The organism is Micromonospora sp. NPDC048907 (genome assembly GCF_055586885.1).
Map to the genome: position 1 here is coordinate 217578 of NZ_JBVJHI010000005.1, position 21888 is coordinate 239465.

Consider the following 21888-nt stretch of genomic DNA (forward strand, 5'->3'; position numbering starts at 1 on the left):
ACCCCCGCTCAACGCACCCCGAAGCCGGCCGAGCACCTCTCAACCCCCGCGTATCCGTCGGCTCCCCAACGACATCGTCGTACGCCAGCAGCGATCGGATGCTCGATATCCCCAAGCTGCTGCATTACATCTTTGATGCCCTGAGAGGCCCGCTAGGACCCGGGCGGCGCGGCGGCCCACAACTGCAGGGGAACCCGGTTCACCAGCGCTGATCTGACGACCTGGCCCGAACCCAGCCGCGAGGTGCACGCCGGCGTTCGGATGCACCCCACCCGTCCTTCGTCACCGCCCGTTTGTCGCCGTGTGGCGGGCCGTCACTGCCGGGCCATGGCGACGCGCCAGCGTTCCTCGATCGGGATGAGGTGCTCGGCGTTGGCCGCTTCGGCGTCGACGTCGATCTGGACCCACCGGATGGTGCCGGTGAAGTCGTTGCCGCGGGCCGGGTACTCCGGGGTGACCGTGGAGCCGGACTCCCGGCCGACGTGGGTGGCCTCGTCTGCGGAGAACATCACCGGCTGGGTGGCCGACACGGTGCCGCGACCCACTTCGACGCCGTCGAGGTGGAGGGTGACGGTGCCGCCCTTGGCCAGGCCGGGGCCGGCGTAGGCGAACTCCACCCGGACCTGGTGCTCCCCGGCCGGGATCTCGGCGTCTGAGTCGATGTAGAAGTGGCGCAGGCCGACGAGGTTGTAGCAGTAGCGCAGCCGCCCCTCGCGGGCGTACATGCTCCAGCCGCCGGCCATGCCGCCCTGGGCGATGATGACGCCCTCCGCGCCGGCGTCGGGCACCACCATCTGGGCCGTGACGGCGTGGCTCTTGTTCTTGATGTTGATGACGGAGTTCTCGTTGAGGTGGCCCATCCCGGGGAACAGCACCTGCGTGTTGCCTCGGATCAGTCGCGGCCGCCCGGCCAGGTCGGGGTTGAACCGCTCGGCACCCCGGTCGTCCAGCGGCAGCACCCCGTGTTTGGTCGCCTCGATCAGCCACAGCCGCTGCAGTCGGTGCAGCATGTCGGGCTGCTCGGCAGCCAGGTCGCGGGACTGGGTCCAGTCGTCGGGGCCGTACAGTTCCCACACGTCGTCGTCGAAGGCGGCCAGTTGCGCGCCGAGCAGCAACCACGGCGTGCGGTGCCGGGTGACCGCGGTCCAGCCCCGGTGGTAGATGCCGCGGTTGCCGCCGATCTCGAAGTACTGCGTCTGGTGGCGCTCCGGTGCGTCCCCGTCGCTGAACGTGTAGCCCATGCTGACGCCCTCGATCGGGGCCTGCGTGACGCCGTGCACGGTGGTCGGTTCGGGCAGCCCGGCCGCTTCGAGGATGGTCGGGGCGACGTCGATGACGTGCGCGAACTGCTCGCGCAGCTCGCCGGCGGCGGTAATGCGGGCGGGCCAGTGCACGACGGTGCCGTTGCGGGTGCCGCCCCAGTGCGAGGCCACCTGCTTGGTCCACTGGTACGGCGTGGACAGCGCGTGCGCCCAGCCGACCGCGAAGTGGTTGTACGAGCTGGGGGTGCCGAGCTCGTCCATCCGCGCGCGCAGGAACTCCGGGGTCTCCAGCGCGCCCATGCCGTTGTAGTTGATCGATCCGTTGAAGGTGCCATGCATGGCTCCTTCGGCGGAGGCGCCGTTGTCGCCGATGATGTAGTAGATCAGCGTGTTGTCGAGCAGTTCCAGGTCGTCCAGTGCCTGTACGAGCCGGCCGATCTGGTGGTCGGTGTGCGCCAGGAATCCGGCGTAGACCTCCATCTGCCGGGCGAGCACCGGCTTGAGGTCGTCAGGCATGTCGTCCCAGTGCGGGATCTCCGGGTTGAACGCGGTCAGCACCGCGTCGGGCGGGATCACGCCGAGCTCCTTCTGCCGTTCGAAGATCTCCTCGCGTAGCGCGTCCCAGCCGGCGTCGAAGCGCCCGGCGTACCGGTCGCACCACTGCTTGGGCGCGTGGTGCGGGGAGTGCGTGGCGCCGGGCGCGAAGTACAGGAAGAACGGGCGGCCCGGCTGCAGCGCGTGCTGGCGGCGGATCCAGTCCACGCCCCGGTCGGCCAGGTCCTCGGTGAGGTGGTAGCCCTCCTCCGGCGTGCGGGTCGGCTCGACCGGGGTGGTGCCGTGGTAGAGGGTCGGGTAGTACTGGTTGGCCTCGGCTCCGATGAAACCGTAGAAGTACTCGAAACCGCTGCCGGTGGGCCAGCGATCGAACGGGCCGGCCGGGCTCGTCTCCCACACCGGGACCTCGTGGCACTTGCCCAGCTGAGCGGTGGCATAGCCGTTGAGCCGCAGCGTCTCGGCCAGCGGCGCCTTGCTGTTGGGCCGGATGGTGCTGTAGCCGGGCGCGGAGGTGGCCAGCTCGGTGATCGCGCCCATGCCGACCGAGTGGTGGTTGCGGCCGGTCAGCAGCGCCTGCCGCGTGGGCGAGCACAGCGCCGTGGTGTGGAACCGGTTGTAGCGCAGCCCGCCGTCGGCCAGCCGCTGCGCCACCGGGGTGTCGACCGGGCCGCCGAACACGCTGGAGGCGCCGAAACCGACGTCGTCGAGCAGGATCACCAGAACGTTCGGCGCGCCCGTCGGCGGCCGCAGCGGCGTGATCGGCGCGAACGAGGTGTCCGCGTCCCGCGCGTCGTAGGTGGTCAGCCCCGGCTTGGGCCGGTCGGGCATGGGCAGCGTGGTGCGGGGCAGGTCGTCATGCGCAGGCACGGGGTTCTCCGTTTCGATGTGGAGGGGTGATGCGGACGCCGTCGTGTCGGCGGGCAGGTCACCACGCCAGCCGCACGACGCAGCGGAAGCCCAGGTGGCAGGTGGAGGTGTCAACCGGCTGGGCCAGCCGTGCGGCGGGGCGATAGCGGCGGCAGTAGTTCGGCGCACACAGGTGCGAGCCGCCCTTGATCGTCTTGCGGGGGATGCGCAGGTGCGCCTGGCCGGGTTCGAAGCTGTCGGACTCGGTGCCGCCGGCCGGGTTGACCCGGGGAGCGGGGGTGCCGCAGCAGGTGGGCCTGGTCGGGGCGAGACGGTCGTGCTCGGCGTACCAGTCGGACGTCCACTCCCACACGTTGCCGATCATGTCGTGGAGGCCGTAGGCGTTGGCGGGGAAGGCGCCGACCGGTGAGGTCCCGTCGTAGCCGTCCAGCCGCAGGTTCTCGTGCGGAAACCGGCCCTGCCACGTGTTGGCCATGTGGTTGCCGCCGGGGTTGAACTCGTCGCCCCACGCGTACTCGCTGCCGGGCAGGCCGCCGCGTGCGGCGTACTCCCACTCGGCCTCGGTGGGAAGCTGCTTGCCGGCCCATTGCGCGTATGCGAGGGCGTCGGCGTAGGCCACGTGGGTTACCGGGTGGTCGCGGCGCTCGCCAAGCGACGTGCCGGGACCACCCGGATGGCGCCAGTTCGCGCCGGGCACGTACGACCACCACTGGTAGGGGTCACCCAGGTCCACCGGATACGGCGGCGGCGTGAACACCGCGGAGGCCGGTGCGAGCAGCGCCGGGTCGGCACCGGGGTACCTGGCAGGGTCGGCGGGCCGTTCCGCCGTCGTCACGTATCCGGTGGCCTCGACGAAGGCTTCGAACTGGGCGTTGGTGACCGGGGCAGGGTCGATCCAGAACCCGTCGACGCCGACCGGGTGGGCCGGGGCCTCCTCCGGGTAGTGGCGGTCCGATCCCATCGTGAACCGGCCGCCGGGGATCCACGCCATGCCCTTCGCCTGCCGCCCCGGGGTGGGCCCCGCGGTCGGCGGGCTGCCGTCGGTGTTGCTCACGCTCGTCCCCTGATGGTGCTCGGTCTCAGGTCGGTGTGCGGGTGGTGGGATGGACCGTTCGCCTGCTTGCGGCGAGGGGCGGCAACCGGCCGGCCACATCGCCGTCAGGGCGTCACGATCGCGAACCGCGGATCGGGCGCGTCAAGGTAGCCCTGCATGCGCTTGAGACCGTCGAGATCGCCGTCGTGTGTGATGCCGCCGAGGCCCTTGCCGGTCAGCATGCCCAGCAGTTGCGCCTTGGTCAGGGTGAGGCTGAGGTCGGGGTTGCCGGCGGGTGGGTTCTGCTGCTGGACGAGCACCCCGTTGCGCAGTGTGGTGCGGTACGACTGGCCCAGGTCGGTGAACGTCCAGTCGATGGTGATCGTGTCGTGCCATGCCTTGGGCGCGTCGACCCGGATCGCCAGGGTGTCGAAGATCTGCTCGATCGACAGCACCGCGGCCATGCCGCCGCCGAGGTCGACCGGGGTGACCTCGGGCCCGTGGCGAAGCTCCTGCGCGCCGGTGAGGTAGAAGTTGCGCCAGATGCCGCTCTCCGCGCCGTGACCGAGCTTCTCGTACACCTGCGCGAGCAGTTCCTTCGCGTCGCCACGAGCGGGGTCGGCGAAGACCGCGTGCTGCAGCAGTTGCGCGGCGAACCGCAGGTCCCCGGCGTCGGCGTAGTCGCGCGCCTTGGTCAGGACGGCGTCGACCCCGCCGAGGCAGTCGACGTAGCGCTTGGCGGTCTCGACCGGCGGGTGCTGCCACAGGTTGGCCGGGTTGCCGTCGAACCAGCCGAGGTAGCGCTGGTAGACGGCCTTGACGTTGTGCGACACCGTCCCGTAGTAGCCGCGTCCGTGCCACGCCGCGTCCAGCGCCGGCGGTAGCTGGATCATCTCGGCGATCTCGGCGGCGTTGTGGCCCTGGTTGGCCAGCCGCAGCGTCTGGTCGTGCAGGTAGGCGTACAGGTCACGCTGCTCGGTCAGGTATCGCGTCATGTTGTCCTGGCCCCAGGTCGGCCAATGGTGCGAGGCGAACACGACGTCGGCCGCACCGTCGAACATGGTGATCGCCTCGGTGAGGTAACGCGACCAGATTCGCGCGTCGCGGACCAGCGCACCGCGGGGGGTGAGCACGTTGTGCATGGTGTGCGTGGCGTTCTCGGCCAGGCACAGGGCGCGGTGGTCGGGGAACAGGAAGTTCATCTCCGACGGCGCTTCGGTGCCCGGCGTCAGCTGGAACACGATCCGCACGCCGTCGATGGTCTCTTCCTGCCCGGTGTGCGTGATGTCGATCGTGGGCGGGAACAGCGACACGGTCCCGGAGGACGCGGCGTTGCCCAGCCCGAACCCGATCTGTCCCGCCGGGCCGGCCGGCAGCGTCGCACCGTACATGAAGCCCGCCCTGCGGGTCATCGCCGTGCCCGCGTACACGTTCTCCGCGACGGCGTGCTCCATGAACCCGACGGGCGCGAGGATCGGGACGTCGCCGTCGGTGACACCGGCGGCGCCGCCGAAGTGATCGGCGTGGGAGTGGGAGTAGACCAGGCCGGTGACGGGGCGGTCACCGCGGTGGGCGCGGTACAGGCCGAGCGCCGCCGCGGCGGTCTCGACGCTGAGCAGCGGGTCGACGACGATGATTCCGGTGTCGCCCTCGACGATGGTCATGTTGGAGAGGTCCAGGCCGCGTACCTGGTAGATGCCCTCGGTGACCCGGTAGAGGCCCTGGCGGGCGCACAGCTGGCTCTGCCGCCACAGGCTCGGGTTCGCGGTGTCCGGGCATTCACCGTCGAGGAAGGCCCACGCGTCGGCGTCCCACACGACCCGTCCGTCGGCAGCGGTGACGACACCTGGCGTCAGCGCGGCGACGAAGCCCCGGTCGGCGTTGACGAAGTCGGTCCGATCGCCGAAGTCGAGTGCGTTGTCCATTGCGGAACCTCCGTACGTGTACCTGTGAGAAGTGCTCGAGACCTGGGCTGTCGGCTGTGGGCGGATCACAGGGCCGAGCTGTCGGGCGATGACGGCGAGGCGGCGGCCGCGCCGAGGGCGGCCGGGGCGCCGGCGGGAACAGCGGGCCGGTGCGGGGCGACCGGGGCGAGCCGCTGGTAGGCGGCGCCCAGCGCGGGTCTGGGGTCGGGCTCGCCGCGGTTGGGCCAGAACGCCATGGCGCGTTCGGCCTGGGCGGTGATGGTCAGCGACGGGTTGACGCCGAGGTTGGCCGACACGGTCGAGCCGTCGGCGACGTGGACGCCCGGGTGGCCGTAGAGCCGGTGGTAGGGGTCGACGACACCGGTCTCGGGAGAGTCGCCGATCGGGCAGCCGCCGATGAAGTGGGCCGTCAGGGGGATGTTGGCGATCTCGCCGATGGTGCCACCGGCGATGCCGTCGATCTTCTCCGCGACCCGGCGGGCGGCTTCGTTGGCGGCGGGGATCCAGGACGGGTTCGGCTCGCCGTGACCGGGGCCGGAGGTGAGCTTGTACCGGCCCGACATGGTCCGGCGCCCGCGGACGGTGATCGAGTTGTCCAGCGCCTGCATCACCAGCAGGATGATCGTGCGCTCGGACCAGTTCTTCGGCGAGAACCAGGTCCAGTGCCGCGGCTGGGTGAGCATCGTCCTGGCCCAGGTGACCCAGCGGGGGCGGCCCTGGTCGCCGTCGGTGAGCGCGGTCTGCAGCAGCGCCATCAGGTTGCTGCCCTTGCCGTAGCGCACCGGTTCGATGTGGGTGTGCTCGTCGACGTGGATCGACGAGGTGATCGCGACACCCTGGGTGTAGGCGATGTTCTTGGCCCGCGCCTTGACCCCCAGCACAGACTCGGAGTTGGTCCGGGACATCTGCCCGAGCCTGTCGGAGATGCGCGGCAGCGACCCGGTGTCGCGCAGGCGGTGCAGCAGCTTCTGGGTGTTGTACGTGCCGGCCGAGAACACCACCTGCTCGGCGGTGAAGGTGCGCCGGTGGCGCCTGCGGCGCGCCGATCTGCCCGTCGCCACCGTGTGCACGGCGTATCCCCCGGCCGGCAGCGGCTTGACGTCGACGACCGTGGTCATCGGGTGGATCTCGCAGCCGTTTTGCTCCGCCAGGTACAGGTAGTTCTTGTCCAGGGTGTTCTTGGCGTTGTACCGGCAGCCCGTCATACAGGAGCCGCACTCGATGCAGGTGTTGCGCCGGGGTCCGGCGCCGCCGAAGAACGGGTCGTCGACCTCGGTGCCGCGCTTCTGGCCGTCCTCGCCGAAGAGCACTCCCACGGGCGTCAGGGTGAACGTGGCGCCGACTCCCATGTCGTCGGCCACCGACTTGAGGACCTTGTCGGCCTCGGTGACAGTGCGGTTCATGGTGACGCCGAGCATGCGCCGGGCCTGGTCGTAGTGCGCCTCGAGTTCGTCGCGCCAGTCGGTGATGTGGGCCCACTGGGGATCGTCGAAGAACGGCGCCAAAGGCTTGTAGAGCGTGTTGGCGTAGTTCAGCGATCCGCCGCCGACGCCGGCGCCGCCGAGGATCACGACGTCGCGCAGCAGGTGGATGCGCTGGATGCCGTAAAGTCCCAGGGCCGGGGCCCACACGAACTTGCGCGCGTCCCAGGACGTCTTGGGCAGTTCCTCGCTGGTGTAGCGCCGGCCCGCCTCGAGCACGCCGACGCGGTAGCCCTTCTCGGTCAGGCGCAGGGCAGAGACGGATCCGCCGAAGCCGGAGCCGATGACGAGGACGTCGTAGTCGTGGGTACTCATGACATGCACACCTTCCGCAGCAGCGTCAGATCGGTGGTCAGCGCCCCGCACCAATTGCGTTAACGCCAGTATCGTTATTGGGGGTCGGCAGGGCAAGAGCCGGCCGGCCGGAAAGCGGACCCATCAGCGCGGACCGGCGACGCCGCGGCGCGGTGGCTGAGGGCTCGCCGCCCGTCCCGGCGCCGATCCGCACGGCGCCGGGTTGGGCCGGTCACCCCCGCAGTGCGGAGGCGAAGATCCCGGGCAGCGCCGACCAGCGGGGCCGAGCGGCGAACGCGGTGAGCCGTCGGCCGGTCGTCGCGGCGGTGCGGTTGCTCAGGAACCACGGCGGTTTCGGGGTCAGGCTGAACTCGCCGGTCATGACCGAGCGCGGCAGTGGCCGGAACGGCCCGTACACCACGGTCCGTTCGGGTCGGTGCAGCAGCAGCGAGTTGTGCACCACGCCGCGGCCGCTGGCGATGTCGTCGAGCGGGTGCCCGGGGAACGCTCCCCAGGTGGCGCGGGCGGTCAGGTAGCCCACGCCGGTCCAGGCGTTGACGCCGATGGTGCCGTAGCGCAGCCGGGCGATGGCCGCACGCAGGCGCGTGCCGAGCTGCCGGCGCGTACGGGGGTCGATCACCAGGTTGGCGCCGAGCGTGCCGTGCAGACGCTCGTTGGCGGCGTCGACCGCGGCGTCGAGGAACTCCATGCCCGTTCCGGGCAGTTCGGCCACGCCGAGGACCGGACCGAAGTACTCGGTGCCGAACGCGGGCTCGGCGTCATCGCCCAGGTCGAGGTCCCACAGCACGGTGCGTTCGGCGGTGCCGCCGACGGCCTCGAAGCGAGGGTGCGACCGCCGGGCGCCGGACACCCGCACGTCGCAGCCCGGATACCAGGCCGGGCGGACGGGCGCCTTCGCGAACGCGTCGCGCAGCGCAGCGAGGAACTCCCGCTTCTGCGGCCAGTCCCGGCTCACGATGACGATCTGCGCCGCGACGCAGTTGAAGCCGCCGTTGTGCAGGCGCTGGGTGGCGACGTGCTCGGCCTGGAACCGGATGTCAGCCTTCGACCAGCGACCGGGCACCACGATTGTCGGAGACACCCCGCCGAGTTCGCTGGTGACGGGCTTGTCCAGCCGCGGCGTACCGGTGGCCTTCGCCGCCCGCGCCGCCTCGCCGGTCCCCCACACGATCGCGTCGTGGGTGGCCTCGCTGCCGGTGAGGTGTACCGCGTCGACACCCGCGTGGGTCACCAGGTGGTCGCCGACGGACGCGTCCCCGGCGACGATGCGCAGATAGCCCCGGTCGATGAACGGCGCGAACACCGCCGCCAGCACCGGCAGCAGCGCGTCGGCGACCGGGTTGAGCTTGAGCAGGACCACCCGGTTGTACGCGTACAGCTGGTACAGCACATCCAGCGGCGCGATCGAGAAGATGTTGCCCGCCCCCATGACCACGGCGACGCCCGCGGTGCGTTCAGGAGCGAGCAGGCCCAGCCCGGCGCGCTCCCGGGTCTCCTGCTCGGTGACGCCGGGCTCCATCCAGACCTCGGCCCGGAAGCCGCTGAGCAGCAACCGGTCGAAGGTGTTGTGCGGCAGCACGCCGATGCTCACCCGGCCGCCCGGCGCGGTGCCGACCCTGCATCCCGCGAGCAGGTCACGTCCCTGCTCCAGGCGCGCCAGGGTGTCGGCCAGCGCGTCAACGTAGCCGAGCACGGCCCACGGGCCGCTGGTCCACTCCTCACCGAGCAGCGGCGAGCCGGCGGGCAGCTGCTTGATTCCCCCGGCCACCCGCACCCAGTGCTCGGCGTGGGCGGCCACGGCCGCCTGCAACTGGCGCAGCAGGGCGCGGCGGGAACTGAGGGGCTCGCGGGCCCAGGTGTGCTCGCCGTCGCGAAGCTCGGCGAGCATCTGGTCCAGCTGCGCGGTCGTGGCGGTGCTGATTGTCATCGGTGTCCTTGTCGGCGCTGGGTCGGCGGAAGGTCGCCGAAGATCGTGAAAGCGAACGTGGTCGCGAGTACGCCCCGGAGGGGCCCAGGGATCCGGCCGCCGCCGGCCGCTGCTCCCCACGGCGGGCGATGGTGTCCGGGCGCCGGCCGCCGGGCGGTGCCGGCGCGGGGTCAGGCGACCAGGCCTGCGGGCACCGTGACCTCACGCTTGAGGACCTTGCCGGTCGGCGACTTCGGCAGCTCGGCGACGATCCACACGTGCCGCGGGTACTTGTACGCCGCGGCCTGCGTCTTGACGTGCTCGCGCAGGTCCTCCGCGGTGGCCTCGGCGCCGGCCTTGAGCGCGACCACGGCGCAGATCTCCTCGCCCAGCTCGGCGTGCGGGACGCCGATGACGGCGGCCTCGCGCACGGCGGGGTGCTCGTACAGCAGCTCCTCGATCTCGCGCGGATACACGTTGTACCCGCCGCGGATGATCATGTCCTTCTTGCGGTCGACGATGAAGAAGAAGCCGTCCTCATCGACGCGGCCGAGGTCGCCGGAGCGGAACCAGCCGTCGGCGTCGATCGCCTCCGCGGTCGCGTCCGGGCGGCCCCAGTACCCCTTCATGATGTTGTGACCGCGGATCACGATCTCACCGACGCCGTCCTCGACGTCGCGCAGCGCCATCTCGACCCCGGCGACGGGGGTGCCGATCGACCCGGCCTTGCGCTGCCGGTCGGGGTGGTTGAACGACGCGATGGGCGAGGTCTCCGACAGGCCGTAGCCCTCGAGGATGATGCAGCCGAACGCGGCCTCGAAGGCGCGCATGACCTCCACGGGCAGCGCCGCGCCACCGGACACGCACAGGCGCAGGCTGTCCACGTCGAACTCGGCCCGCTGCGGGTGGGCCATCAGCGCGACGTACATCGTCGGCACGCCTTCGAAGACCGTGACGCGGTGGCGGTGGATCGTGTCGAGCGCGGCCTGGGGGTCGAAGCGCGGCACGAGCGCAAGGCACGCCCCGGCGGCGACCGCCGCATTGAGCCCGCACGTCTGCCCGAACGAGTGGAACAGCGGCAGCGCGCCGAGCACGACATCGGCGGAGGAAAGCGCCAGCAGATCGACGCCCACCTCGGCGTTGCGGGTCAGGTTGGCGTGGCTCAGCGCCGCGCCCTTGGGTGTGCCGGTCGTGCCCGAGGTGTAGAGGATGACCGCGGTGTCGCCCGCCTCGCGCGCGACGATGCCACCCTGCGGCGTGGTGGCGCCCAGCAGGGCTTCGAACTCGCCCGGCACCACCAGCAGGCATTCGGTGCCGGCGGCGGCGGCGCCGGCCGCGGCGTCCTCACCGAACCCGTGCCAGGCCAGGACGACCCTGGCCTGCGAGTCGCTCAGGTAGAACGCGACCTCGCGGGACTTGAGCAGCACGTTCATCGGGACGACCACCGCACCGGCGCGCAGGATGCCGTAGTAGGCGACGGCGAACTGCGGCACGTTGGGCAGCATGACACCAACCCGGTCGCCGGGCCGCACGCCGCGGTCGCGCAGCAGCCCAGCAACCCGGGCGCTGGCCGCGTCGAGCTGCGCGAACGACAGCACCGTGTCGCCGAGCCGGATGGCGGGTGCGGCGCCGTCGCGGGCGGCCGAGTCGGCCAGGTTCTGGGCAAGGTTGGTCATGATCGGTTTCTCCATCGGGATGCGGTTCACGTGGATCGGTTCTTCGGCTTCCGGCCTCAGCCGCGGGAGGCCGGCCGCGCCGGTCTCTGGGGGCATCGCCGCAACGGGCCCTCGTGCCCGCGTGGACCCGGCCGCCGCTTACGTCACAAGGGGTGCGGCCGGGTGGCGCGGCGGGTCACTGCGCCAGGCGCCGCCGATCCCGGGCGGGGTCGACGAGCGTGACCGCGGCGGTTCCGCCCAGCAGGAGCACGGCTGCGGAGATCAGGACCGCGTGCTGGTATCCGGCCGTACCTTGGGTGTCGACCAGGCGGCCGACCAGGATGGGAGCGATCAGGCCCGCAGTGGTCACGACACCTTGCATGATGCCGAGGGCGCCGCCGCGTCGCCCGGCCGGGGCGATCTCCGCGACGGTGGTGACCGCGATGGTCGCCATCACTCCGCAGATCCCGAACCCTGCGATCAGCAGCAGCACGGTGAGCGGGCCGCCCTGGCCGGCGGTCAGGGCAAGGCAGCCGGCCGCGCTGAGGAGCAGGGTGATGCCGCCGACCCGGGCTCGCGCCCAGCGGCTGCTGGCTCCGCGTCGCAGCAGCCATCCGGTCAGCCCGGCCTGGCCGAGCAGGGCCACGGCGTTGGCGGCCCAGAGCAGCGCCACCAGGTTGGCCGAGGCGGTCCTGGAGTAGCCCAGCCCGTCGTGCAGGTACGAGGGCAGCCAGGCGACGGTCAGCGCGACCATCCAGTAGGTGGCGAAGAAGGCGACGGTGACGCCGATCCAGGTGCGGGTACCCAGGATGCGCCGATAGCCGACGTTACTCGGGGCCGGCTCCGAGGCGGCCTCGGCCGCCGTGTCGGCGGTGGTGTCCGGGCCGGTCGCGACGGCGTACTGGCCCTCCTTGCCGAGCAAGGCCCACACCAGCGCCCACAGCACGCCGGCGACGGCCACCACCGCGAACGCGGACCGCCAGCCGTGCTCCGTGATCACCCAGGTCAGCCCGGGCGCGGCGACCACGACGCCGAACGTGGTGCCGGCGGTGATCAGCGCGCTGGGCAGATTGCGCCTGCTGTTCGGGAACCACGACAGAGCGGTCTGCTGGGCGATCGGGAAAGCGGGGCCTTCCGCCGCGCCCAGCATGATGCGGGAGGTGAACAGGATGGCCACGCCCGCGCCCAGCGCCAGCGGCGCCTGGGACACCGACCAGAACAGGACCATGCCCAGCAGCAGCCATCGCGGACGCACCCGGTCGGCCAGCAGCCCGCCGACCGCGCCGAAGATGGAGAACAGCAGGAAGAAGGCGCTGTTCGCCGTGCCGAACTGGGTCGCGGACAGCCCCAGATCCTCCCGGATCGGGTCGGCGGCCAGACCCACGATCGACTTGTCCGCAAAGTTGATCATCATGAAGGCGACCAGCAACGCGGTGACGATCCACGCACGGCGGCGGTCGTCCGGTGCCTTCCCGGAGGGTCTGACGGGCGTTGGGGGTGCGACTTCGGTGTCGGCCACGGTTGCTCCACTGGTGGCTGCGAGGGGCGGGGGCGGTGTGCGGGCCGTTCAGCAGGGCGGGACGCCAGGGACGGTGGCATCCACGTGACCTCCGACACGCTAGATTCGTAACCGGCAGTATCGTTATAGGCATCCCTGCGCGCAAGAGCCCGAGGCAGAAAATTCGCCGCCGCCGCAGGCCGGCGGGCACCAGCTCAAGTGGTGTCGGGCATGCCGCGGCAACGGATGCGGGAGACCTTTCCGGCGCTACCGGATCAGGCGGGCGAGCCCACAGCGCGAGCGATCATGTCAGCCAGGCCCGCAGCGAAACGGCGGCCTCCAGGCTTCAGTGCAACTGATCTTGGTTGGGTGGGAGATGCCGGCGGCGCGGCCGGGTGGGGACAGCCCTACGCCGCCCGCCCGCACGTGGCCATCGGCGGCGTTCAGTCAGACGCGGGCGATGAGCTGCTGGCGGGCGGCCGGATCGAGGTAGTCTCGCGCGGCGCTGAGGGCCTGGCGGGCGTGCTCCTTACCGCCGACCTGTGCGACGAGCGTGGCGCGCGGAATCTCCAGCGCGTAAGGCAGACCTGGTGGCAGCGCGTCGAGGATGCCGCGGACGTCGATGCCGCCCTCGCCGGGGAAGAGCCGTTCGAACCGTGCGGTGTGGATCAGTCCCTCGTTGGTGGGGGGTACGCCCGCCGGTGCGTCGCACACGTGGACGAAATGGAACCAGTGCGCCGGAAGCTGCCGAAGATCGGCGATACTCGAACCGGAGCGGGCGAAGTGCAGCAGGTCCACGAGGATGCCTGAGTTTGGCTGGTCCGCGGCGTGCAGGACTCGGGTCGCCTCACGTAAGTCGGGCGTTTCTGTCCACGACGGGAACTCAAGGTCGATGGTGAGCCCGAGGGGATGCGCCAGTTCACACAACTCAGCGAAACGATCGGTCTTGCGGGCTCGATCTGGGTCCGGCAGTTGCGTGATGACGTGTCGTGCCCCAAGCTCGGCACCTGCCTCGAGGAACCGCAGGTAGTCCCGGGGTGCCTTGTCCGGACTGAGTCGTGCGAGTTCGATGTCGAGAACATCGATTCCGGTGGCCGCCAGACGGGCTTTGGTGCTCCGCATCAGGGCCGGGTCGGTGGCCAGTGGATAGTGCGGCTCCTGCGGGGTGACCCGCGTCAGTCGCAGGCCCACGAAGCGGTAGCCGGCGTAGGCGGCAGCTTCCACCAGTTCGGGCGGGGAAAGGCTCAGCGCGGTCAGGTGCGCCAGCGAATAGTCGTGCCGCTGGTCCGCCCTCTGCGCCGGCACGTCGCGAATGGTGGCCAGACGGCGCTCGCGATGCGCCGCCATTCGGACCGGAACGCTGTTGAGGTCGCCGTAGCCGACGTACCCGCCGATGCGCTGGACTACGGCGAAGAAGACGCGGGACCCGAGTATCTCGGTGTAGAAGTGCAGATACTCACCGTGCTCATTTCGGTCGTAGAGGATCGAGTGTTCCCGCATTGCCGCCAGCCGGTCTGGTGGGAGTGCGAGGCGAGCGTCGAGGTCGGCGTAGTAGTTGTCGGGCATCTTCAGCACCGGAGCGCCGAGCGCGCGCATCGCTCTGGCGCTGGCAATGATGTCGTCGGTGCGGAACGCTATGTGCTGCGGGCTGGGGATGGCCGGCGCCCAGTCGCCGCGGCGCAACGGCGCCGTGTTGAGCGCGATGCGCACCTGACCGGTGGGGTCGGTGGCAACGCGGCTGCGGATGAGGCCGAACGGTGCGGCGATCTCCGTGGTCTCCTCCGTCTGCAGTCCGAGCACGGTGCGGTAGAAGACGGCGGCTTCGTCGAAGTCGTCGAGCGTCTCGGTGAGGGAGACATGGTCGGTCCCGGTCACCAGCCCGTGGTCGCGGCCCGCCTGGCCGGTGGCCGCGAAGTCGTCGAGCCAGCATCCGCCCTCCGGGGCCGTCTGCACGAGGAAGACGGCGGTTCCGTCGGGCGCGGCCACCGACGTCAGCTCCGCCTCTCCCGGCTCATGGAGGCGCGGCAGCACCGGGGCGAGCAGGGCTTGGGCGCGCCGGGCCGCGTCGGTGGGGTCCGTGCTCTCGATCCCGAGGGCACAGATCGACGCGGTCCCGGCAGCGACGGTTTGCTGCGCGCCGAAGTTCAGGAGGATCCGGGCCGTGCTTTGTTGCCAGAGCTGGACCGGTTTGGATCGGTGTTGGCCAGCCTGGGCGAAGCCGAGTGCGGTCAGCGCCCGCGCGACGACCGGCCCGGAGACGTCGTCCACGGCGAGTTCGGTGAAGGCGTGCCCGTCGAGTTGAGGCGCGCGGGGAAGGCTGGAGAGCCGGAGTCGCTCCCGGACGTTGGGGGGAGCGGCGGTCGCCACTGTTTCCTGGAGCGCCAGAAGTGAGCGCATGCCGTCGATGGCGGCATGTCGTGGATCTGACTGACGGTAGACGTCGTTGAACACCTCGAGTGAGAGGGGCCCGTCGTAACCGGTGGCCAGGACGTGCCCGACGAGACCGGCCAGATCGAACGACCCCATACCGGGAAACAGCCGATGGTGGCGGCTCCACTCGACGACGTCCATGGTGAGCCGCGGGGCGTCCGCCAGTTGCAGGTGAAATATCTTCGAGCCGGGCACCACCCTGATCGCCGCCGGGTCCGCACCGCGGGACAGGATGTGGAAGCTGTCCACGCACAGGCCGAGGGCGGGGTGGTCGGCGCGCCGGACGATCCGCCAGGCGTGCGTGTAGGTCTTGACGAACCGACCCCAGCTCACCGCCTCGTAGGCGACGCGGATGCCGCGCTGCGCCGCGCGCGCCGCGAGCACGTTCAGTTGCTCGGCGGCCAGGTCGTCGTCGTCGACCGCATCCGGTGAGACCGATGACGAGAGCAGGATCGTCGTGGCACCGAGTTGCTCCAGCACGTCGAAGGTCCGCTCGGCCCGGCGCAGGTTGGCCGCGAAGACGTCCGGCGGTACCGACTCGAAGTCTCGAAACGGTTGGTAGGCGTCGATCGTCAACCCACGCCGGGCGCACTCCTGCCGGACCCGCCCCGGCGACCACGACGACGCGAGGAGGTCGTTCTCGAAGACCTCGACGGCGTGGAACCGGGCCGCGGCAGCGGCCGCCAGCTTGTCTTCGAGGGTGCCCGAGAGACAGACGGTGGCGATGCAGTGGCGAGGACTTGCCGGCGCGTGGTCGCTCAACACCGTTGCGGTGGCGGTCTCAGCGGTACCCATGCGACGTTCCCCCTGTTGGCGTCGAGCTGGTCAGGGTTTGAGAAGTCGAGCCCCCGAGGACGCGCAGCGATCGAGGGCAACATATGGACGTACTAGATAGTTACTTATACTCCGCATGGACGTTCGCGGGGAAGGCCCGGACGATGACCTACAGTGTTGCGATGCGAGAAGGAGGTGCGGTGGGCGGGCAGCCGTCCCAGGCCGTCGTGCTGAAGACAGCGACGCGAGATGCCGCCACCACCCGCGCCGAGATCCTCAAGGTCGCCACGCAGGAGTTCGCCGACAAGGGATACACGGGTGCCCGCGTCGACGAGATCGCGGCGAAGACCCGTACGACGAAGCGAATGATCTACTACTACTACGGCGGGAAGGAGCAGCTCTACGTCGCCGCCCTCGAGAGCGCCTACCTGCGCATCCGAGCGATCGAGCAGCAACTCGACGTCGATCACCTCGACCCGGACGAGGCGATCCTCCAGTTGACGGCGCTGACCTTCGACCACCACGAGGCCCACCCCGATTTCATCCGGCTCGTCAGCATGGAGAACATCCACCGGGCTGAGCACATCGCGGGTTCGGCGAAGCTGGGTCGCCTGGCGAGCCCGACACTGGACGTGCTGGCGCGCATCCTGGAGAGAGGCCAAGCCGACGGCCGGTTCCGCACGGGTGTCGACCCGCTCGACATCCACATGTTGATCAGCGCCTTCTGCGTCTTCCGGATCGCCAACCGGTTCACCGTCAAAGCGATCTTCGAGCGGGACATGCTCGACCCCGAGCGCCGTGACCACTACCGGCGGATGCTGGGCGACGTGGTCCTGGACTACCTGACCGCTCGTTGACGGCGACGGCGCCGGCGAGCGATGTCCGAACGTGCCTGCACCGGTGTCACAGGCCCGCTCTCAGCAGGTCGGCGGAGTCGGCGAGCATCGCCTCCGCGTCGGCCGGCCGGCCGGTGAAGTGCTCGTACGCCGCGGCGGCCTGGTAGGCACTCATGCCGCCACCGTGCAAGGTGGGCGCGCCTACCGATCGGGCAGCCTGGAGGAGCGCCGTGTCGACCGGCCGATAGACGATGTCGGCGACCCACATGTCCTGCCGAAGATCGGAGCTGGGCACCGGTGAACCGGGATGGTGAGCCATGCCGACCGGTGTCGTGTTGACCAGGCCGTCGGCCTTCCCGAGCGTGGCGGTCAGTTCCTCCATCGCGCAGATCGCGACGCGATCGGCGCCGAACCGGGCGGCGAGCGTCTCCGACAGCCGCGCGACCTTTGCGATGTCGAGGTCGGCGAGCGTCAGCTGTCCCACGCCGTGGCTCAGTAGCGCATGCGCGACAGCGGCCCCCGCTCCCCCGGCGCCGAGCTGGACGACCCGCTCCCTCGGGGCCTCCGCGAACTCCCGGGCGAAGCTGCGCGCGAACCCGGACGCGTCCGTGTTGTACCCGCACGCCTTGCCATCGTCGAATACCAGGGTGTTGACGGCGCCGAGCAGGCGAGCCTCGTCGGAAAGGTCGTCGAGGTACCGGACAACCTTCTGCTTGAACGGGTGCGTGATGTTGAGCCCGCGGTATCCGAGAGTCCGCGCCCAACGCAGGACGTCCGGGAGATCGCCGGCGGTGAGGCGGTGCTCGGCGGCGTCGATGAGCTTGTACATCAGTCGTATGCCCTGCCGCTCGGCTTCTCGCTGGTGAAGCAGCGGCGCGTGTGATTGCTGGATACCCTCGCCGACGAGTCCGACCAGGACAGGGGCGGCCTCAGACCGAGCCAACATTGCTCCTTCCGGAGTCACTCCCGCTTGCCCGGCTCGTCGCCGCAGGAAGCGCCTTCCTCGCGATGCGACGGGGGTGCGCTGTCGCCATGGGCTTCCTCTCGCGTCCCCGGGGGCGTGGTGCGGGACCACATCGTCGAGTCTCCCGCACCACGCCTTGACCCGTTCTTCGGCTCTTACTGGCAGAAGGGGCTGCGGCCCATGGCCGACTCGATGCCGCCGAGGATGTGCGTCAGGAAGTACTCGTCGCCCACGGTCGGTGTGTCGGTCCAGTCGTCAACACCGTGGCCGAGGGTGGTCACCCAGGAGCGTCCACCGTCGTAGTACTGGCACCACGACACGGGGTGATTGTTCCCGTGTCCGGGGTGTCCGCTGCCGCCGCGGGCGCCGTTGGGCAGGGTGGACTCATCGACCTTTGCCAGGATTCGCACCTTCGAGGGGAATGGGACGAGGTTGTACCACTCGTCGGTGAAGTCCCAGCGCGGCGGAAGGTCGGCCGTCGAGACGTCATGGTGATCCGCGACGACGACGGTCCCGGCCTGGTTGCGTCCGTGGTCGTAGTAGTTGGCGCCGCCGAGCAGGCCCTCGTACCACTCCCAGTTGTACTCGGTGCCGAAGGCGTTGTGGATGCCGACGAATCCGCCGCCGCCGCGGATGTACTGGCGCAGCGCGGTCTGTGCGGGGTCGTCGAGCGTGTCGCGGGTGGTGCTCAGGAAGATCACGGCGTTGTAGCGGAACAGTCGGGCGGGCGACGAGAGCTGGGTGACGTCCTCGGTCCAGTCGACGCCGAAGTTGTGCTCGGCGCCGAGTTTGACGATGCCCTTCTGGGCGGCGTTGGCGTCGGACAACGGCGGGTTGAGGCCGGGCGGGAGGGCCGGCCCGAGGTGGGCGTGTCGGGGGCCGGCTGTGCGGCTGTAGACCAGCACCCGGTAGCCGTCGGCGGGGTCGAAGTTGCCCCAGTCGTGATAGCAGGTGGGGCTGATACCGCGACAGACGCCGTAGTCGACGTCACCGAGATTCTTCGCAGCGCCGTCGTCCGGTTTCGCGGCCGGATTCTCGGCGGAGCTGGGGATCGATGTGCCGAGGAGCATCACCGCCGCGGTCAACACGGCACCGAGTCCTGCGCTGACGAACGTGGAACGCCGTAGGTGCATGGTCAGCTCCCTTGTGTAGACGGAATGGTGGTGCGTCCTGGTAGGAGGCGGTGTGCGCCGTAGGCGGGACCGGACCCGAGGAACGGGCCCTCACCGGAGAGCCGAGGAACGTGGTCCGCTAGGTGGACCAAACGTACCGTCTAGAGGTTTAGGCGAATATACCGACGGCCGATGCGGTACAGCAAGGGCCTCACCAATTTGTCGACACCTCGGCCTGCTGAGGGATTGGGGCGCAATGACCCCTGGCCCGCTCCGCGTGGAACAGCCACCAGGGGGCAGAAAGTGGACCGTCAGAGGGGGGCGAGATAACCAGGCAGGATCGACGGCGGCATGGGGCCCTTGTTGCGCCGGCCCTGCCCGCTCTCCTCCCACGCATGCGCCAGGATGCCGACGCTGCGACTCAGCACGAACAGGCCACGGGCCAGTGCCGGCGCGAAGCCGAGTTCGCCGTAGATGACGGCGGTGCATCCGTCGATATTGATCGGGATCGGCCGTGACCGGCCCGCATTGAGGGCCCCCTCGATCGCGATGGCGGCACGCAGGTGAGCGCCGTCTACGACACCGTCGGCGACAGCCGCCTCGGTCAGGGACAGAAGGGGGTCCCGGCGGGGATCTCGCGGATGGAAGCGGTGACCGAACCCGGGCAGGTACCGGGAGCGGGCGCGCCGGTCCGCGACGACGGCCGCCGCCGAGCGGTCGAGGGACCCACCGCCGCGGTGCCGGTCGATCACCTCGTTGAGCATCTCGAGGCACTGCTCCCCCGCGCCGCCGTGCACGTCGCCCAGCAGGTTCACCCCGGTCGCCACCGCGTTGTTGAGCCCGACACCGCAGGTTGCCGCCATGCGGGCCACGGCGATCGAAGGGGCGTGCGGTCCATGGTCCACCGAGGCCACGAGAGCCGCCTCCAGCAGCTCGGCCTGCCCGGGAGTCGGCGGCTGCCCGCGCAGCATCAGCCAGATCATGCCGACGAACGTGGTGCCACCGATGAGTTCCTGGATCGGTCTGCCACGCAGCTCGATCACGCCAGGCTCGATCCGCGATACTCCGGTGGCCCACCAGTCGGCGACGTCCTGCACGGACGGTTCATCGCTTCCCGCCCTGCCGTTGCCTCCAGGCCTGGGGCCGGCAGCGGCCGCGTCCGGTTTCACGGCGCGGTCACCTCCCCGGCTCGTGACCCTCGGGCCTGCGCGACGGTCAGGTCGACCTGGGCGCCGTCATGACCAGGCGTCCCGACAAACTCATCGTTGTGCTGACCGAGCAGTGGCGGCGTCGAACCCGGCCGCAACGGCCGCCCGTCGACCAGTACTCCATTGCCGCTCACCCGTAGCGTGCGCCCGCTGTCGCCCGGAAAGGGAAGCTCGGTGAAGAAGCCGCGGTGCCGAAGTTGTTCCAACTTCACCGCCTGAGGAACCGTGAGGATCCGGGCAGCGGGCACGCCCGCCGTCGACAGCAGGCTCTCCCACTCCGTCGCCGGTCGGGACCGCAGGGCCGAATTGATCTCCTGGTTCAGGGCCTCTCGGTTTGCCTTGCGTGCCTCGCGGTCGGCGAACCTGCCGTCGACCACCAGGTCCTCTCTGCCGATGAGGCGACACAGCACCTCAAACTGCTCCTGCCGGTTGGCCGCGATGTTGAGCGGGCCGTCGGCGGTGTCGAACGTGCCGGACGGGGCCGCGGTGGCGTTCTGGTCCCCCATCGGTTCCGGAGGCACACCGCTGACAAGGTAGTTGGACGCGGCCCAGCCCATCGCGGACAGGGACGCCTCCAACATCGACACGTCCAGGAAGACGCCTTCTCCGGTGCGGGCCCTGCCCACCAGCGCGGCGGAGATGGCCATCGCTGCCACGAGGCCGCCGATGGTGTCGCAAACGGGAAAGCCGACTCGCAGCGGCGCGGTGTCGGGTGTTCCGGTGACGCTCATCATGCCGGACAGACCCTGGATGATCTGGTCGTAGGCCGGTGCCTGGCTCATCGGTCCGGTCTGCCCGAAGCCCGAGATCGCGCAGTACACCAGGCGAGGGTTCGTCCGGTGCAGGACGTCCCAGCCGTAGCCCATTCGCTCCAGGACGCCGGCGCGGAAGTTCTCCAGCAGAACGTCGCTGTCGGCAAGCAGTTCCTCGAACGCGTCGCGGTCGTGCGGGTCTTTGAGGTCCAGCTCGACGGACTTCTTTCCGGCATTCTGGGCGAGGAAGGACGCGCCGATCCCGGCACGGTTGAGGGCCGGCTCCGGCCCGAGCGCGCGGGCCAGGTCGCCGTGCTGCGGCTTCTCGACCTTGACGACCTCGGCGCCCAGGAGCATCAGGTGATAACTGCAGTAGGGGCCGGCCAACACGTTGGTCAGGTCAAGAACTCGCACACCCTGCAGCGGTCGGTCGTGCATACGCATGCTCCTTGGTCGAGGGGGCGGCTGGAGCGTCGAGGCGATGGTCAGGCAGGACCGGCGAGCGGGTGATCGAAGCCGCGCTCCGACATCCGGGCCGCCACCCGCTTCAGGTCCTCGACGAATTCGGCGATCCGGTCCGGGGTGAACCGCACGGTGGGGCCGCTGAGCGACAGTGCGGCCACGACCGAGACCGACCGGCCGGTGACCGGAACAGCGACGGCCGAGAGGCCTTCCTCGCGTTCTCCTGCGCTGGTCGCGTAGCCGGTACGGGCAACCTCCTGGATCCAGCCCTGGAGAGTCGCCCGATGCGACTCCCCATAGGGCGAACTCAGCGCGACCCGGGTGAGCAGGGACGGGGTTGCCTCACGCAGGAGCACCTTGGAGGAGGCCCCGGCCCACAGCGGCAGTTCGTCGCCGACGCGGACCACGTGGCGCAACGGCTGCGGACTCTCCTGCTGGGCCACACAAACCCGGTAGACGTCCCGCGCCACGTACAGGTTGACGGTTTCCCGTTGCCGGGCCGCGAGGTCGCGCATCAGCTGTTGCGTCTCGGGCGGCAGCTCCCACGCTTGACGGGCGAGGTGCGCCCAGCGCCACAGGCCCGGCCCCGCGGTGTAACCGCGGCTCGTCGCCCACAGCAGCCCGTTCTGTTCCAGCGTCTGCACCAGGCGGATGACGGTCGTCTTAGCCAGCCCGGTCTCCTCCACGATTTCACGGATGGTCACCGCCGGCCGAGCCTCCGTGAGCAGAGACAGGATCTCCATGGCGCGCTGGACACTGCGCACGCCTCCTGTCTCCGACCCGTCGACCGACGTGCGCTGCACAGTGGTGTGTTCTTTGGCCATGGCGTCCATGCTCTCGTGCCTTCCGCGGA

At 70.2% G+C, this 21888-nt stretch carries 14 protein-coding genes; 1 reads left to right on the forward strand and 13 read right to left on the reverse strand.

Annotation, left to right across the window (positions count from 1 at the left end; genetic code table 11):
• Positions 1-314: 314 nt before the first annotated feature.
• From ACZ6PY_RS19115 to ACZ6PY_RS19150, 8 genes are all read right to left on the reverse strand, one after another.
• On the reverse strand, positions 315-2684 hold the full coding sequence (locus ACZ6PY_RS19115; RefSeq protein WP_466073924.1) for a sulfatase-like hydrolase/transferase: 2370 nt from the start codon (positions 2682-2684) through the stop codon (positions 315-317).
• Positions 2685-2742: 58 nt separating this feature from the next.
• Entirely contained in the window at positions 2743-3675 is a 933-nt protein-coding gene (locus tag ACZ6PY_RS19120) for a formylglycine-generating enzyme family protein (protein ID WP_466074678.1), read from the reverse strand.
• Between the two features lie 167 nt (positions 3676-3842).
• Complete coding sequence (locus ACZ6PY_RS19125) at positions 3843-5642, reverse strand: alkyl/aryl-sulfatase (RefSeq protein ID WP_466073926.1); 1800 nt, start codon at positions 5640-5642, stop codon at positions 3843-3845.
• Positions 5643-5707: 65 nt separating this feature from the next.
• The gene (locus tag ACZ6PY_RS19130; protein WP_466073928.1) at positions 5708-7438 is read right to left on the reverse strand and encodes a GMC oxidoreductase; all 1731 of its coding nucleotides are present in this window, start codon (positions 7436-7438) and stop codon (positions 5708-5710) included.
• Between the two features lie 211 nt (positions 7439-7649).
• The gene (locus ACZ6PY_RS19135; protein ID WP_466073930.1) at positions 7650-9365 is read right to left on the reverse strand and encodes an aldehyde dehydrogenase family protein; all 1716 of its coding nucleotides are present in this window, start codon (positions 9363-9365) and stop codon (positions 7650-7652) included.
• 170 nt (positions 9366-9535) lie between these two features.
• The gene (locus ACZ6PY_RS19140) at positions 9536-11020 is read right to left on the reverse strand and encodes a long-chain-fatty-acid--CoA ligase (protein ID WP_466073932.1); all 1485 of its coding nucleotides are present in this window, start codon (positions 11018-11020) and stop codon (positions 9536-9538) included.
• A gap of 175 nt (positions 11021-11195) precedes the next feature.
• The gene (locus tag ACZ6PY_RS19145; protein ID WP_466073934.1) at positions 11196-12428 is read right to left on the reverse strand and encodes an MFS transporter; all 1233 of its coding nucleotides are present in this window, start codon (positions 12426-12428) and stop codon (positions 11196-11198) included.
• A gap of 516 nt (positions 12429-12944) precedes the next feature.
• The gene (locus ACZ6PY_RS19150) at positions 12945-15722 is read right to left on the reverse strand and encodes a TIM barrel protein (protein WP_466073936.1); all 2778 of its coding nucleotides are present in this window, start codon (positions 15720-15722) and stop codon (positions 12945-12947) included.
• A gap of 161 nt (positions 15723-15883) precedes the next feature.
• Here ACZ6PY_RS19150 and ACZ6PY_RS19155 point away from each other — a divergent pair, with 161 nt between their 5' ends.
• Positions 15884-16558 carry a TetR/AcrR family transcriptional regulator gene (locus ACZ6PY_RS19155; RefSeq protein WP_466073938.1) on the forward strand — a complete coding sequence of 225 codons (675 nt, stop codon included), beginning with the start codon at positions 15884-15886 and terminating at the stop codon, positions 16556-16558.
• Between the two features lie 46 nt (positions 16559-16604).
• Here ACZ6PY_RS19155 and ACZ6PY_RS19160 read toward each other — a convergent pair whose 3' ends face one another.
• From ACZ6PY_RS19160 to ACZ6PY_RS19180, 5 genes are all read right to left on the reverse strand, one after another.
• Positions 16605-17483 (reverse strand): shikimate dehydrogenase, encoded by an 879-nt coding sequence (locus tag ACZ6PY_RS19160; RefSeq protein WP_466073940.1) that lies wholly within the window; start codon positions 17481-17483, stop codon positions 16605-16607.
• Between the two features lie 173 nt (positions 17484-17656).
• The gene (locus ACZ6PY_RS19165) at positions 17657-18589 is read right to left on the reverse strand and encodes a ThuA domain-containing protein (RefSeq protein WP_466074679.1); all 933 of its coding nucleotides are present in this window, start codon (positions 18587-18589) and stop codon (positions 17657-17659) included.
• A 335-nt stretch (positions 18590-18924) separates the two neighbouring features.
• Entirely contained in the window at positions 18925-19710 is a 786-nt protein-coding gene (locus ACZ6PY_RS19170) for a citryl-CoA lyase (RefSeq protein ID WP_466073942.1), read from the reverse strand.
• Positions 19711-19778: 68 nt separating this feature from the next.
• The gene (locus ACZ6PY_RS19175) at positions 19779-21011 is read right to left on the reverse strand and encodes a CaiB/BaiF CoA transferase family protein (protein ID WP_466073944.1); all 1233 of its coding nucleotides are present in this window, start codon (positions 21009-21011) and stop codon (positions 19779-19781) included.
• A 47-nt stretch (positions 21012-21058) separates the two neighbouring features.
• Positions 21059-21868: an IclR family transcriptional regulator gene (locus tag ACZ6PY_RS19180; protein ID WP_466073946.1), complete on the reverse strand. Its 810-nt coding sequence runs from the start codon at positions 21866-21868 to the stop codon at positions 21059-21061.
• Positions 21869-21888 lie beyond the last annotated feature (20 nt).

Coding starts and splice junctions, on each gene's coding strand:
- ACZ6PY_RS19135 (WP_466073930.1), bottom strand. CDS start 9,365: ATGACAATCAGCACCGCCACGACCGCGCAGCTGGACCAGATGCTCGCC.
- ACZ6PY_RS19150 (WP_466073936.1), bottom strand. CDS start 15,722: ATGGGTACCGCTGAGACCGCCACCGCAACGGTGTTGAGCGACCACGCG.
- ACZ6PY_RS19125 (WP_466073926.1), bottom strand. CDS start 5,642: ATGGACAACGCACTCGACTTCGGCGATCGGACCGACTTCGTCAACGCC.
- ACZ6PY_RS19120 (WP_466074678.1), bottom strand. CDS start 3,675: ATGGCGTGGATCCCCGGCGGCCGGTTCACGATGGGATCGGACCGCCAC.
- ACZ6PY_RS19155 (WP_466073938.1), top strand. CDS start 15,884: ATGCGAGAAGGAGGTGCGGTGGGCGGGCAGCCGTCCCAGGCCGTCGTG.
- ACZ6PY_RS19180 (WP_466073946.1), bottom strand. CDS start 21,868: ATGGACGCCATGGCCAAAGAACACACCACTGTGCAGCGCACGTCGGTC.
- ACZ6PY_RS19130 (WP_466073928.1), bottom strand. CDS start 7,438: ATGAGTACCCACGACTACGACGTCCTCGTCATCGGCTCCGGCTTCGGC.
- ACZ6PY_RS19140 (WP_466073932.1), bottom strand. CDS start 11,020: ATGACCAACCTTGCCCAGAACCTGGCCGACTCGGCCGCCCGCGACGGC.
- ACZ6PY_RS19160 (WP_466073940.1), bottom strand. CDS start 17,483: ATGTTGGCTCGGTCTGAGGCCGCCCCTGTCCTGGTCGGACTCGTCGGC.
- ACZ6PY_RS19175 (WP_466073944.1), bottom strand. CDS start 21,011: ATGCACGACCGACCGCTGCAGGGTGTGCGAGTTCTTGACCTGACCAAC.